Origin of the sequence: Ramlibacter humi (genome assembly GCF_004681975.1) — a bacterium.
GTDB lineage: Bacteria > Pseudomonadota > Gammaproteobacteria > Burkholderiales > Burkholderiaceae_C > Ramlibacter > Ramlibacter humi.
This window is the reverse complement of record NZ_SMLK01000001.1, coordinates 1-13,315: the sequence shown is the minus strand read 5'-3', so window position 1 is coordinate 13,315 and position 13,315 is coordinate 1. Positions and strand designations below refer to the sequence as shown.

At 70.5% G+C, this 13,315-nt stretch carries 16 protein-coding genes; 14 read left to right on the top strand and 2 right to left on the bottom strand.

Annotated elements, in window-relative coordinates:
- Nucleotides 1–31: 31 nt before the first annotated feature.
- The 9 genes from EZ216_RS00080 to EZ216_RS00040 all read left to right on the top strand — a co-directional run bounded on the left by EZ216_RS00080 (nucleotide 32) and on the right by EZ216_RS00040 (nucleotide 7,523).
- On the top strand, nucleotides 32–1,012 hold the full coding sequence (locus tag EZ216_RS00080) for a Bug family tripartite tricarboxylate transporter substrate binding protein (RefSeq protein ID WP_135247539.1): 981 nt from the start codon (nucleotides 32–34) through the stop codon (nucleotides 1,010–1,012).
- A 126-nt stretch (nucleotides 1,013–1,138) separates the two neighbouring features.
- Nucleotides 1,139–2,884 carry an L-arabinonate dehydratase gene (gene araD, locus EZ216_RS00075; RefSeq protein ID WP_135247538.1) on the top strand — a complete coding sequence of 582 codons (1,746 nt, stop codon included), beginning with the start codon at nucleotides 1,139–1,141 and terminating at the stop codon, nucleotides 2,882–2,884.
- Nucleotides 2,885–2,886: 2 nt separating this feature from the next.
- The gene (locus tag EZ216_RS00070) at nucleotides 2,887–3,603 is read left to right on the top strand and encodes a ribonuclease activity regulator RraA (protein ID WP_135247537.1); all 717 of its coding nucleotides are present in this window, start codon (nucleotides 2,887–2,889) and stop codon (nucleotides 3,601–3,603) included.
- Nucleotides 3,604–3,681: 78 nt separating this feature from the next.
- Nucleotides 3,682–4,119 carry a GNAT family N-acetyltransferase gene (locus tag EZ216_RS00065; protein ID WP_135247536.1) on the top strand — a complete coding sequence of 146 codons (438 nt, stop codon included), beginning with the start codon at nucleotides 3,682–3,684 and terminating at the stop codon, nucleotides 4,117–4,119.
- A gap of 1 nt (nucleotide 4,120) precedes the next feature.
- Nucleotides 4,121–4,819 (top strand): aspartate/glutamate racemase family protein, encoded by a 699-nt coding sequence (locus EZ216_RS00060; RefSeq protein ID WP_135247535.1) that lies wholly within the window; start codon nucleotides 4,121–4,123, stop codon nucleotides 4,817–4,819.
- 31 nt (nucleotides 4,820–4,850) lie between these two features.
- Nucleotides 4,851–5,168 (top strand): hypothetical protein, encoded by a 318-nt coding sequence (locus EZ216_RS00055; protein WP_135247534.1) that lies wholly within the window; start codon nucleotides 4,851–4,853, stop codon nucleotides 5,166–5,168.
- A gap of 2 nt (nucleotides 5,169–5,170) precedes the next feature.
- Nucleotides 5,171–5,578 (top strand): PaaI family thioesterase, encoded by a 408-nt coding sequence (locus EZ216_RS00050; RefSeq protein WP_135247533.1) that lies wholly within the window; start codon nucleotides 5,171–5,173, stop codon nucleotides 5,576–5,578.
- Between the two features lie 85 nt (nucleotides 5,579–5,663).
- Nucleotides 5,664–6,137, top strand: a complete 474-nt coding sequence (locus EZ216_RS00045; protein WP_135247532.1) for a DUF1203 domain-containing protein — start codon at nucleotides 5,664–5,666, stop codon at nucleotides 6,135–6,137.
- Between the two features lie 177 nt (nucleotides 6,138–6,314).
- Nucleotides 6,315–7,523 carry a hypothetical protein gene (locus tag EZ216_RS00040; RefSeq protein WP_135247531.1) on the top strand — a complete coding sequence of 403 codons (1,209 nt, stop codon included), beginning with the start codon at nucleotides 6,315–6,317 and terminating at the stop codon, nucleotides 7,521–7,523.
- A gap of 25 nt (nucleotides 7,524–7,548) precedes the next feature.
- On the opposite strand, the gene EZ216_RS00035 is transcribed toward EZ216_RS00040, so the two are convergent.
- A complete protein-coding gene (locus EZ216_RS00035) occupies nucleotides 7,549–7,965 on the bottom strand; it encodes a PaaI family thioesterase (RefSeq protein ID WP_135247530.1) in 417 nt (138 codons plus the stop codon).
- A complete protein-coding gene (locus EZ216_RS00030) occupies nucleotides 7,962–8,555 on the bottom strand; it encodes a TetR/AcrR family transcriptional regulator (protein ID WP_135247529.1) in 594 nt (197 codons plus the stop codon). Before EZ216_RS00030 ends, EZ216_RS00035 begins: the two co-directional genes overlap by 4 nt.
- A gap of 152 nt (nucleotides 8,556–8,707) precedes the next feature.
- Between EZ216_RS00030 and EZ216_RS00025 the strand changes: the two genes are divergently transcribed.
- From EZ216_RS00025 to EZ216_RS00005, 5 genes are all read left to right on the top strand, one after another.
- A complete protein-coding gene (locus EZ216_RS00025) occupies nucleotides 8,708–10,450 on the top strand; it encodes an ABC transporter ATP-binding protein (RefSeq protein WP_135247528.1) in 1,743 nt (580 codons plus the stop codon).
- Nucleotides 10,440–12,260: an ABC transporter ATP-binding protein gene (locus EZ216_RS00020; protein WP_135247527.1), complete on the top strand. Its 1,821-nt coding sequence runs from the start codon at nucleotides 10,440–10,442 to the stop codon at nucleotides 12,258–12,260. Before EZ216_RS00025 ends, EZ216_RS00020 begins: the two co-directional genes overlap by 11 nt.
- 41 nt (nucleotides 12,261–12,301) lie before the next feature.
- Entirely contained in the window at nucleotides 12,302–12,538 is a 237-nt protein-coding gene (locus tag EZ216_RS00015) for a hypothetical protein (protein WP_135247526.1), read from the top strand.
- A gap of 71 nt (nucleotides 12,539–12,609) precedes the next feature.
- Complete coding sequence (locus EZ216_RS00010; protein ID WP_135247525.1) at nucleotides 12,610–12,837, top strand: glutathione S-transferase family protein; 228 nt, start codon at nucleotides 12,610–12,612, stop codon at nucleotides 12,835–12,837.
- Between the two features lie 7 nt (nucleotides 12,838–12,844).
- Nucleotides 12,845–13,144 (top strand): hypothetical protein, encoded by a 300-nt coding sequence (locus tag EZ216_RS00005; protein ID WP_135247524.1) that lies wholly within the window; start codon nucleotides 12,845–12,847, stop codon nucleotides 13,142–13,144.
- Nucleotides 13,145–13,315 lie beyond the last annotated feature (171 nt).

Sequence of the window (13,315 nt, the reverse complement as noted above, 5' to 3'; positions counted from 1 at the left end):
TACTAGTATGTTAGTCAAGGAGACAAGCACCATGGCCACCAAGCGCACCGTCCTGCGCGCCGCCGCCGCCCTGGCGGGCGCCGCCGCGTTCCCCTTCGCCGCCCGCGCGCAGGCGGATTACCCGAACAAGCCGATCAAGCTGGTCTGCCCCTTTCCCGCGGGCGGCACCAGTGACGTGATGGCGCGCCTGATCGCCGACGAACTGGGCCGGCAGCTCAAGCAGCCGGTGGTGGTGGAGAACATCGGCGGTGCGGGCGGCGTGATCGGCACCGACCGCGCGCTGAAGATGGCGGCGGACGGCTACACCCTCATCCAGACCGGCGTGGGCCAGAACGCGGTGGCGCACGGCCTGAGCCTGAAGGTGCCGTACGACTCCAAGGCCGACTTCATCCACCTCACGCAGGTGCACCAGGGCCCGAACCTGCTGGTGGTGCACCCGTCCACGCCGTGGAAGACCATCCAGGAATTCATCGCGGAAGCGAAGAAGAACCCCGGCAAGCTCAGCTATGGCTACACGCCCGCGGCGTCGGGCCACATGGCGATGGAGTTGCTCAAGCAGACCGCCGGCATCTACATGGTCGGCATCCCCTACCGCGGCGGCGGCCCGCTGATGACGGACATGCTGGGCGGCACCATCCCGGTGATGTTCATCAACCAGGACGTCGCGCTGCAGCACGTGAAGGCCGGCAAGCTGCGCCCGCTGGCGGTCACCAGCATCAAGCGCAACCCGCTGTACCCGGACGTGCCGACGCTGGACGAGTCGGGCTACAAGGACTTCAGCGCGCTGTCGTGGTCCGGCATCTCGGTGGCCAAGGGCGTGCCCAAGCCCATCGCCGACAAGCTGGAAGCGGCGCTGGTGGCGGCCATGCAGACGCCCAACGTCCGCCAGCGGCTGGAGTCCACCGGCTTCGTGGTGCCGCCGCTGGGGTCGGCCGACTACACGAAGTTCGTCGCCGCCGAACACGATCGCTGGGTGAAGGTGATCAAGACGGCGGGGATCAAGGAAGAATAAGCCCCTCACCACCTCACGTTGTCATGCCGGGCTTGCCCCGGCATCCATCCCCGGAACGGCCGGCCCGCGCGCTCTTTCTCCCGGAGGTGGATGGCGGGTCAAGCCCGCCATGACAGCTTCTTCACCATGACCCGCAAATCCCCCGACCAACTCCGCTCCGCCCGCTGGTTCGCGCCGGACGACTTCCGCTCGTTCGGCCACCGCTCGCGGGCGATGCAGATGGGCTACGACCATGCCGACTGGCAGGGCAAGCCCGTCATCGCCATCCTCAACACCTGGTCCGACATCGGCAACTGCCACTCGCACTTCAAGCAGCGGGTGGAAGAGGTCAAGCGCGGCGTGCTGCAGGCGGGCGGCTTCCCGCTGGAACTGCCCGCCATCTCGCTGGCCGAGAACTTCGTCAAGCCGACGACGATGCTCTACCGCAACCTGCTCGCCATCGAAGCCGAGGAGCTGCTGCGCAGCCACCCCGTGGACGGCGCGGTGCTGATGGGCGGCTGCGACAAGACCACGCCCGGCCTGCTGATGGGCGCGCTGTCCATGGGCATCCCCGCCATCTACATGCCGGCCGGCCCCATGCTGCGCGGCAACTGGAAAGGCAAGACGCTGGGATCGGGCAGCGACGCATTCAAGTACTGGGACGAGCGCCGCGCCGGCAACATCGACCAGGCGCAGTGGATGGAGATCGAAGGCGGCATCGCGCGCAGCGCCGGCACCTGCATGGTGATGGGCACGGCCGCCACCATGATGGGCATCACCGAGGCGCTGGGCCTGGCCCTGCCCGGCGCCAGCAGCATCCCCGCGGTCGATGCCAACCACCAGCGCATGGCCACCCACTGCGGCCGCCGCATCGTCGACATGGTGTGGGAAGACCTCACGCCGAAGAAGATCCTCACGCGCAAGAACTTCGAGAACGCCATCACGGTGGCGATGGCCGAAGGCTGCTCCACCAACGCCATCATCCACCTCGTGGCGATGTCGCGCCGCGCGGGCGAGGACTGCGCGGTGTCGCTGGACGACTTCGACGCCTTCTCGCGCAAGGTGCCGGTCATCGCGAACATCCGGCCCAGTGGCGACAAGTACCTGATGGAGGACTTCTACTACGCCGGCGGCATGCGCGGACTGATGAAGACGCTGGCCGACGGCGGCCTGCTGCACCTGGACGCGATGACGGTCACCGGCCAGACCGTGGGCGCGACACTTGAAGACGCCGCGGTCTACAACGACGACGTCATCCGCCCGCTGTCCAATCCCATCTACCAGGAAGGCGCCCTCGCCGTGCTGCGCGGCAACCTGGCGCCCGACGGCTGCGTCATCAAGCCCAGCGCGTGCAGCCCGCACCTGCTCAACCACACCGGCCCCGCGCTGGTGTTCGACGACTACCCGTCGCTGAAGAAGGCGATCGACGATCCCGACCTGGATGTCACCGCCGACCACGTGATCATCCTGCGCAACGCCGGCCCGCAAGGCGGCCCCGGCATGCCGGAATGGGGCATGGTGCCCGTCCCCACCAAGCTGGTGAAGCAGGGCGTGCGCGACATGATGCGCATCAGCGACGCGCGCATGAGCGGCACCAGCTACGGCGCCTGCGTGCTGCACGTCGCGCCCGAGGCCTACGTCGGCGGCAACCTGGCGCTGGTGAAGACCGGCGACCTGATCACGGTCGACGTGCCGAACCGCCGCATCCACATGGACGTGAGCGATGAAGAGCTGGCGCGTCGCCGCGCCGCCTGGACGCCGCCCCCGCGCCGCTTCGAGCGCGGCTACGGCTACATGTTCAGCCAGCACATCCAGCAGGCCGACACCGGCTGCGACTTCGACTACCTCGAGACCGGCTTCGGCGGCCCAACGGCCGAACCGGCGATCTATTGACCATGCCCCTCAAGCCCGAAACCAAGAACAAGCTGATGGCGGTGAGCACCGCCACCCTGTGCACCGCGCTCTTCAAGCGCGGCCTGCGCAACCAGTTCATCCAGGACGTGCGCCCGCTGAACGCCAACCTGCCGAACATGGTCGGCGAAGCCTTCACGCTGCGCTACATCCCGGCGCGCGAGGACCTGAACCCGATTACCGTCTTCCAGGACCGCCAGCACCCGCAGCGCCAGGCGGTGGAACAGTGCCCGCCCGGCGCGGTGCTGGTGTTCGACAGCCGCAAGGACGCACGCGCCGCTTCGGCGGGCTCCATCCTCGTCACGCGCCTGATGGTGCGCGGCTGCGCGGGCGTGGTCACCGATGGGGGCTTTCGCGACTCGCCCGAGATCGCGCAGATGGCCATGCCCGCGTACCACTCGCGCCCCAGCGCGCCGACCAACCTCACGCTGCACCAGGCACTGGACATCAACGTACCCATCGGCTGCGGCGACGTGGCGGTCTGGCCCGGTGACGTGATGGTTGGCGACAAGGAAGGCGTGGTGGTTCTGCCCGCCGCGATCGCCGGCGAACTGGCCGACGAGGCTTTCGAGATGACCGCCTTCGAGGACTTCGTCGCCGAAGAAGTGCGCGGCGGCCGCGGCATCCTGGGCCTGTACCCGGCCACCGACCCGAAGACCAAGGACGATTTCGCCGCCTGGCGCAAGGCGAACGGGCGCTGAACCGATCCTTGTCGTGCCGGGCTCGACCCGGCATTCGCCGGGATGACAGCCTCCGAGGGCGCGGCCAGAATGCGGCCCATGGATACCACCCTGCACTGGTCCAGCGACCTGCACGACGTCGACTGGCGCGAGCTCTCGGCCCTGTACCGGGTCGCGCCGCTGGGTGACAAGGACCCGGACCTGCTGAAGGTCGCCTTCCATGGCAGCCGCTTCCGCTGGTTCGCGCGGCAACAGGGGCGGCTGGTCGGCGTGGGCCGCGTCCTCGCGGACGGTTGCGACGTGGCTTACGTGTGCGACGTGGCCGTGCACCCTGACCTGCAGGGCACGGGCCTGGGCCGCGAGCTGATGGATCGCCTGCTCGCGCCATGCGAGGGCTATCCCAAGATCCTGCTTTACGCCAAGCCGGGCGTGGAACCTTTCTACCGCCGCCTCGGCTTCCGCCGCATGGCCACCGCGATGGCACGGTTCGCCAACGAGCCGCTCGCGCTCGAGCGCGGCTACCTGCACGGGGACTGAGATGGGAGCGCCGCTGCACATCGGCATCGCCGGCTGTTCGGCCGAAGGCGCGGCGCTCTGTTACCGCACGCTCGTGGCCATGGGCAACCGGAAGCTGGGCGGCCACGCGCATCCGCCGATCTCCATGCACACGCCCTCGCTGCAGGCGTACGTCGATTGCCTGGACCGCGGCGACGTGCAGGGCGTGGCCGGCCTGATGCTGGAATCGGCGCAGCGGCTGCAGGCGGCGGGCGCCGATTTCCTCATCTGCCCCGACAACACCATCCACCAGGCCATGCACCTGGTGCGCCCCGCGTCGCCGCTGCCCTGGCTGCACATCGCCGAAGTCGTCGCGGACGAAGCCGCGGCCCGGGGCTTCCGGCGCCTCGGGTTGACGGGCACCGCGTGGCTGGTGAAGAGCGATGTCTATCCGCAGGCGCTGGCCGCGCGCGGCATCCACTGCATCCAGCCCGCCGACGAAGCGCGCGAGCAGATGGGCCGGCTCATCATGGACGAGCTGGTGCACGGCGTGTTCCGCGAAGACACCACGCGCTGGTTCCAGTCGGTGGTGGAAAGCTTCCGCGCGCAAGGCTGCGACGCGGTGGTGCTGGGCTGCACGGAGATCCCGCTGATCCTGGGCGATCACAACAGCGCGCTGCCCACGCTGGACTCCACCCGCCTGCTGGCCGCGGCCGCACTCAGCCGCGCGCTTGCGGGCTAAGCTCGCGCACGCCAAACGACACAAGGACACCATGGCCACCAAGACGCCCGCTTCCAAGCCGGCCGCGCCGCAGCACGCGCGCCCCGCCACGCGCATCAGCACCGCCGTCACGCAAGTCTCGGCGGAGAACAACCGCACGTTCCATGCGCGCGTGGTCTACCGCTCGGGCACGCAACAGGAATTCACCGTGCTCGCCCAATCCACCACCGCCTTCGACGCCATGCGCACGGCGTACGCCAAGGCGTTGTCCGGCACCGGCCCGGCGTACGGCACGTTCGCGGTGCCGCTGAACGGCACGGTGGTCATCGACTGGCGCGAGGTCGCGTCGTTCTACGACTGGGCGGAGTGACCATGGACGTGCAACGGCTCCAGGCGGTGCTGCAGCCCCTGTTCCCCGGCCTGATGGGCGTGAAGCTGCTCGAAGCCACGCCCGAGCGCATCGTCGCCGAGATGCCGGTGCGCCCCGACCTGTGCACCGCGGGCGGCATCCTGCACGGCGGCGCGTACATGGCTTTCGCCGACACGCTGGGCGCCGTGGGCACCGTGGTCAACCTGCCCCAGGGCAAGATCACCACCACCACCGATTCCAGCACCAAGTTCATCTCCGGCGCGAAGGTGGGCACCACCGTACGGGGCGAAAGCGTCGCGCTGCACCGCGGCCGCACCACCATGGTGTGGCAGACCACCATCACCAACGATGCGGGCAAGCTTTGCGCGGTGGTCACGCAGACCCAGCTGGTGATGGACGCGCGCGGCTGAACGCGACCGCATCACAGGTCCGTTTCCGGCCAGCGCCGCGGGCACGGGTCGCCGACGATCTCCTCCACACCCCAAGGAGACCGCCATGGCCGATACCTTCCAGCTGCAGGGCCTGGACCCTGCCTTCTTCCAGCCGCTATTCGCGCTCGACGACGGCGAGCTGCGCTCGCGCGGCATCGTGCGGCGCTTCGCCGACGCGGCCGACACCTATCCCTGCCGCGTCAGCCTGGGCGAGGCGGCGCTCGGCGAAGAACTGCTGCTGCTCCCGTTCGAACACCAGCCCGCCAGTTCGCCGTACCGCGCATCCGGTCCCATCTTCGTGCGCCGCGGCGTGCCGCTGGCCGATCTCGCGCCCGGCGAGCTGCCGCCGTACGTGACCAAGCGCGTGATCTCGCTGCGCGCCTACGACGACGCCCACATGATCGTGGACGCCTCCGTCGCCGAAGGCGCGGACATCGGGCGCGAGATCCGCCGCCTGCTCGGCCGCGCCGACACGGCCTACCTGCACCTGCACAACGCCAAGCGCGGCTGCTACTCCTGCAAGGCCGTGCGCGCCTGACGTCCGCAGCGCTGCCACGGCCCGTTCGGGCTACCTCAGCCTCACGCCGTCCTACAGGGGCGGCGTTTTCGCATTCCTACGATGGCCCGACCACCACCAGGCCATCTTGGAATGACCACCAGCAGTACCCTTGCCGCGGGGAGGAAAGCGGCGCACAGGATCACCATTTCGCTGTCAATGGCGATCCTCGCCGCCGCACTGGCCGCGTGTGGCGGCGGTGGCGGTGGCGGCGCGGTCACCGGCAGCGGTTTGCCGACAGGAGCGACCGTGAACGCCCAGGCAGCATCGACCTCCACCTTCACGGCCGAAGCGGCCGTGCCCATTTACCCCGCCACCAGCGGACAACAGGCGCTGCTGTCCGTGGGTGCGCTCGCCGAAGGCGGCCATGCCGTCGCCTGGCTCGAGCCCGACGGTGCCGGCGCGCAGGCGCGCGTGCGCTCGCAGCGCTTCGATGCGCAGGGCGCGCGCGAAGGCGACGCGCTGTCCGTCTCCGTGGACGCGCTGCTCGGCGCGCCCGCGGCGATGCCGCTGCCCAACGGCGGCCTGGTGGTCGCCACGCCGGTGGCTTCGCCCTCCTCGGTCGACAAGCCCTGGATCACGCGCTCGGCCATCCGCGTGCAGCGCCTGGCCGCCGACGGCACGGCGGTCAGTGACACCGACGTCGGCGCGGTGCTGCAGAACCGCATCGGCGCCGCCACCATGCGCTACGTGGAAGCGCCCGCGCTCATCCGCTGGGACGACGGCGGCTTCCTCGTGGGCTGGTCGCTGGTGGACGACGACGGCACGCACAAGACACCGCAGTTCTGGGTGCAGCGCTTCGATGCCTCCGGCCGGGCCGCCGGCGCCGCCTCGATGGCCGCGCAAGGCGAGATCGACTCGCCTTTCGCGCTCACAGCCACGCCCAACGGGGGCTGGCTGCTCGCCACTTTCCATCGCCTGCAGGGCCGCACGGTGCTGCGCTACCACCCGTTCCAGGGCGCCAGCGCGCCGGTGCTGCCCGCGGGCGCGCCCGGCGTCGCCGAAGGCAGCACGCTGGTGCCGCTGGCCGGTGGCGGCAGCGTGCTGCTGCAGCCGGTGCAAGGCTACGGCGCGCTGCAGCTGTTCGCCGCCGACGGCCAGCCGCGAGGCCAACCCGGCGGGCTGCCGCAAGCGGTGGCGGGCGGCGCCGCGCTGCGCGACGGCGGTTTCGTCGCCTTCCTCGACACGGGATCGGGCCTGGCCGCGCAACGGTTCGATGCGATCGCGCGGCCGATGGGCGGCGCGACGCCCATCGCGGCGCAGCGCAACCTGCAAGCGGCGCCCATGACCTGGGGCGCGCTGGCGATCGCGTGGACGGCCACCGGCGCGGCGGGCGACACGGACGCGATGACGCAGCGGCTGCGCTGAAGACGCGCCAGCCGCCGCCCGGCAGTCACGCCTTCCGGATGGTGCCTTGCGCGGCGGCGCAGAGCTGGCGGCCGCCTTCGTTGTCGAGGAACACGTCGCAGCGGCAGACCGCCTGCGTGCGTCCGCTGCCCACCACCGTAGCCACGGCGACCAGCCGCCCTTCGCCGACCACGGGCCGCAAGTAATTGATCTTCATCTCCGACGTGAGCGCCGGTCCGAGCACCGAACCGCCGGCGTAGGTGAGCGCGTTGTCGGCGAGATAGGCGAGCACGCCGCCGTGCACGAACCCGTCCTGCTGCAGCAGGCGGGCCGCCATCGGCAGCGACAGCGTCGCGCCACCCGGCTCGAAAGCATCGAGCCGCGCCGACAGCAGCTGGCTGAAGGGCTGCTGCTCCAGGACCGCACGCCCCCTGGCCAGCAGTTCCGCTTGCGACCCGCTCATCGCGCCTCTCCCGGCGGCGCGACGGCGCACCAAACGGCCTGCTCCAGCGCCTGGCGGACCTTGGGCGGCACCTGCGGCGTGCCGGCCGCGAGCCAGGCCGGCGTCAGTTGCAGCAGCGGCCCGAACACCATGGCGATCCAGACCGGGAACGGCAACGGCCGCAGTTCGCCCGCGTCGACCTTTCGATCCACCCAGGCGCGCAGCAAGCCGAAGCCTTGCGCGTTCGCGCGCTCCCATTCGCCGGCGCCGCCTTCGAGCTGGCCGGTGCGCCGCAGTTCATGCAGCAGCCGCGCCTGGCCGGGCTGGGCGATCACCCGCTCGACATACGCACGCACCAGTCCCTTGACGCCGGAGCGCGCCGACGCGCGGCCCCGGATCGGCACCATCACCGCGGCGTGGAATTCGCGCAGGGTCTGCGCATACAGCGCGTCGGCCAGGCTCGCCTTGGTCGGGAAGTGGTGGTAGAGGCTGCCGTTGCTGGCGCCGGCGCGCTGGCGGACAAGGTCCATCGAGCTTTCGCCGAAACCCTGCGCCAGGAAGACCTCGGCCGCCGCCCGAAGCAGCCTTTCACGAGTGGTTGTGTCATCCATGGCCTGGAGTATTACTCCAGAGTATCACTCCAGTCAAGAGCACAGCGGATGCGCCGCCGCGGCCGCGCGATGTCCCCACGCCCGGCCGGGCTGGCACCGGCTGCCTAGAATCCGCCCTTCCCCGCGCCGCCTTCGCGCGCGCCCCTCCCCGCATGTCCCTCTACCGCCTGATCGGCCAGTTTCTGCGCCGCCACTGGTTCGCCTACTCGGTTTCCGGCGTGATGCTCGCCGGCATCGCGGTGCTGATCGTCTGGATCCCGCGCCAGGTGGGGCACGTGGTGGACCAGCTGGTGGCGCAGCGCCTCACGCTGCCGCAGCTGCAGCGCGAACTCGCATGGCTGGTGGCGGCCGGCATCGCGGTGTACCTGCTGCGCGTGGGCTGGCGGCTGAAGCTCTATGCGGCGGCCTACCAGCTGGGCGTGGAACTGCGCCAGCGCCTGTACGCGCGACTGTCGCACCAGGGCCCCGCGTTCTTCCAGGACCGCCGCACGGGCAACCTGATGGCGCTGGCCACCAACGACATCGACGCGGTCGAGATGGCCGCGGGCGAAGCCATCCTCGCCGGCTTCGACGGCACGCTCACCCTGGTGCTGGTGGTCGGGATGATGGCGCTGGGCGTGGACGCCCGGCTGGCCGCTTTCGCGCTGCTGCCCTTCCCGCTGATGGGCGTCGCGTTCTGGTGGATCTCGCGCCACGTGCACGACGCGTCGCGCGCGTCGCTGGAACGCTTCGGCTCGCTCAACGACCACGTGCAGGAAACGCTGGCAGGCGTTCGCACCATCCGCGCGCTGGGCCTGCAGGCGCGCAGCGAACGGCAGTTCTCGCAGCTGGCGGCCGAGGCCGCGCAAGCCGGCTTGCGCTCGCAGAGATGGGAAGCCGCGTACGAGCCCGCCGTCGGATTCACGCTCAGCGCGGCGACGATGCTCACGCTGGGCGCGGGGGGCTGGCTGGTGTGGCACGACCAGCTGACCATCGGCCAGCTCACCAGCTTCAGCCTCTACCTCGGCCAGCTGCTGTGGCCGATGTTCGCGGCGGGCTGGGTGCTGTCGCTGCTGGAGCGCGGCAAGGCGGCGTGGTCGCGGTTGCAGCCGGTGCTGGATGCGCCGCTCACGGTCGACGACACGGGCCGCGTGCGCGCGGTCGAGCCCGGTCCCATCGACCTCGGGCACGTGAGCTTCCACTACCCCGGCATCGCGAAGCCCGCGCTGCAGGACGTCTCGCTCTCCATCCCGCCCGGTACGACACTCGGCCTGGTCGGCGCCACCGGCTCGGGCAAGACCACGCTGCTGCGATTGCTGCTGCGCCACCATGCGCCCGATGCCGGCGCGCTGCGCTGGAACGGCCACGAACTGCGCGACTACACGCTCGACGCGCTGCGCGACGCGGTGGCGTGGGTGCCGCAGGAAGCCTTCCTCTTTTCCGCCAGCGTCGCGGAGAACATCGCGCTGGCCCGTCCCGAGGCCAGCCGCGAAGAGATCGAGATCGCCGCCCGGCTGGCCGCGGTGCACGACGACATCGCGCGGCTGCCCAGCGGCTACGACACGCCGGTGGGCGAACGCGGCGTCACGCTGTCGGGCGGCCAGCGCCAGCGCGTGGCCATCGCCCGCGCGCTGCTGGCCGACGCGCCGCTGCTGCTGCTGGACGATGCGCTCTCGGCCGTGGACACGGAAACCGAGGCGCGCATCCTGGCCCATCTGCGCCAGCAGCGCGTGGGCCGCACGGTGGTGATCGTCAGCCATCGGCTGAGCACGGTCGCCGACGCCGACCACACCATCGTCCTGCGCGACGGCCGTGTGGCCGAGCAGGGAACACACGCCACCCTCACCGCTTCCGGCGGCTGGTATGCGCGGCAATGGCGCTACCAGCAGCTGCAGGCCAGTCTCGATGCCAGCTGACGTCCTTTCTTCTCCCGCCAAGCCGACCGCGGAACGCGTGACGCGACGCGCCGTCTGGGGCGACGCGTCCGCGCTGCTGCTGCGCGCCGCGCGGCCCGAGCGTTCGCTGGTGCTGCGGTCGGTGGCGTGGCTGGTGCTGGCCGCCGGGCTGGAAGCGCTGGGGCCCCTGGTGGGCAAGTACCTGATCGACAACCATTACCTGCCTCGCACCGGCACCTGGCCGGAAATCCTGGCGCTGCTGCTGGGGGCGCTGGCGGCGGGGTGGCTGGCCACCGCGCTGCGCTACGGGCAGATGGTGCGGCTGGGCAGCGTGGCGATGCGCTCCGTGCAGCGCGTGCGGGAAGAGGTGTACGCGCACGTGATGCGGCTGCCGATGGCTTTCTTCGACCGCGCCATCACCGGCCAGCTGGTCAGCCGCGTCACCAACGACAGCGAGGCGGTGAAGACGCTGTTCGTGCAGGTGCTGTTCGTCGTGCTGGACAGCCTGATCCTGCTGGCCGGCGCCACGGTGGCGATGCTGTGGCTGGACTGGCGGCTGATGCTGATCGTGGCGGCGATGGTCCCGGCCGTGGCGGTGATCGTCACGCTGTACCAGCGGCTGTCCGGCCCGGCCGTGGCCCGCACGCGACAGTTGCGCAGCGAGCTGAATGCGCAGATGGCCGAGTCCATCGCGGGCATGCCGGTGCTGCAGGCCGCCAACGCGACGGCGCGCTTCCGCGAGCGCTTCGCGGCGCTGAACCAGGCGCACTACGCCTCGCGCGCGACCGAGCTGCGCGCCAACGCCTGGCTGCTGCGGCCCGTGCTCGACCTGCTGAACGTGGCGCTGCTGGCCGGGCTGATCTGGACGTTCGGCCTGCGCAGCCAGGGCGGCGCATTGGGCGCGGTGGAAGTGGGCGTGCTGTACGCGTTCATCAACTACATGTCGCGCGTGATCGAACCGCTGATCCAGATCACCATGCAGTTCGCGCAGTTGCAGCAGGCGCTGGTGGGCGCGGCGCGCGTGCATGCGCTGCTGAAGGAAGCGGAGGCACCCAAAGCCGCGGAGCACGGCGAAGTCACCCGCGGCGCCATCGACATCCGGGCGCTGGACTTCTCGTACCTGCCCGGCCATCCGGTGCTGCGCGGCATCGACCTGCGCATCCCGGCCGGCGCCTTCTACGGCATCGTCGGGCACACCGGCAGCGGCAAGACGACGCTGCTGTCGCTGCTGCTGCGCTTCTACGCCGCGCCGCCCGGCAGCGTGCGGCTGGACGGCACGCCCATCGAGGCACTGGGCGAGGACCACCTGCGCGCCAGCGTCGGGCTGGTGCCGCAGGACCCTTTCCTGCTGGCCGCCAGCGCGCGCGAGAACATCGCGATGGGACGCACGCTCACCGGCGGGCAGGTCGAGGAAGCCGCGCGCGCCGCCCACCTGCACGGCTTCCTGGCCGCGCTGCCGCAAGGCTACGACACGCCGCTGGGCGAAGGCGGTGCGCGGCTGTCGGTCGGGCAGAAGCAGCTGCTGGCCATCGCGCGCGCCCTGGCCGGGCAACCACGCATCCTGTTCCTGGACGAAGCCACCTCGCACATCGATTCGGAGACCGAGCAGGTGGTGCAGCGCGCGCTGGCCGAACTGCGCGGCCGCGTGACCATCGTCGCCATCGCGCACCGGCTGTCGACCGTGCGCGACGCCGACAGCATCGCCGTGCTCAACCATGGCCGCCTTGCGGAGCAGGGCAGGCACGACGAGCTGATGGCCATCGACGGCGGCCTGTACCAGCGCCTGTACCAGTTGCAGCAACTGCAGGACGAGGGAATCGCACCGGCTTGAACGCGCGCGTGCTACAACGCCTCTCCACGCGGGCGACGGACATGGCGCGAATTTCTTCCCTGGAGACGAGGCTGCTGCGGCAACTGGTGCGGTTGTCCGGCCGCGACCCGGAAGGTTTCGAGGCGCAGGTGCTGGACGGCGGCCGCATCCGCGTGCACGCGCCGTGCGGGGCGGCGTTCTATCCCACCGAAGCGTGGACCAGCCATTTCATGCTGCACCTGCACCAGGGCTGGTTCGACGCGCGCAACCCGATCCTGGCCACCGGCGGCACCGGCTGAACGTTACAAATGCGTGCGCCGGATGTGCGTGTCCGTCGCATAGAATTTGCAGCTCATCCGTGCGTACCGCCATGCCCTCCGCTGACGACAATATCCGCAAGTCGCTGCAATCGTGGCTGAAGTCGCGCGACGAATTCGAGCCACACGCTCGCGTGCTGCAGGAAGCGCTGGACCGCTACCTCCAGCACAACGGTCCCCTGCCTTACGCCGAGATGGAAGCCGCCGAAGCCAGCCGCATCGCGGTGGCGCAAAGCTTCCACGAGCTGTGCGAAGCCGTGCGCGAGCGCGGCGGGCCCTAGCGGCTCGATGCCCTTCCCGGCCCTGGACGACCTGCTGGCCCTCGCCACGCAGGAAGGCCGCGTGTGCCCGAAACAGCATGCGTGGACCGCGCTGTACGAGCTGCTGCCCGACGTGCGGCACGACACCTACGGCTTCATCCCCGCGCCGCCGCTGGTGGCCGAGTTCTGGGACCGCACCGGCGACGAAGACAAGCGCGAGCGCCTGCGCGAACACCTGGCCTGGGCCGTGGCGCATGGCGCGGCGGCCAAGGTGCACGCGTGGCTGGCGCTGATGCCGGCAGACGCGTGGCACCGCGAAGGCGCCTGAAACGCGCGGTGCTACGCGGCGATGGGCGCCCCAACCTCGTCATTCCCGCGAAGGGGGAATCCAGGGCGGACGCAAGCCATGGATTCCCGCCTGCGCGCACTGCTGTCCGGAATCGGGAAGCGGGTTTGAAGGCTGGCGCTGGGAGGAGATGGAGGGAAGGCGCTGGGAGAC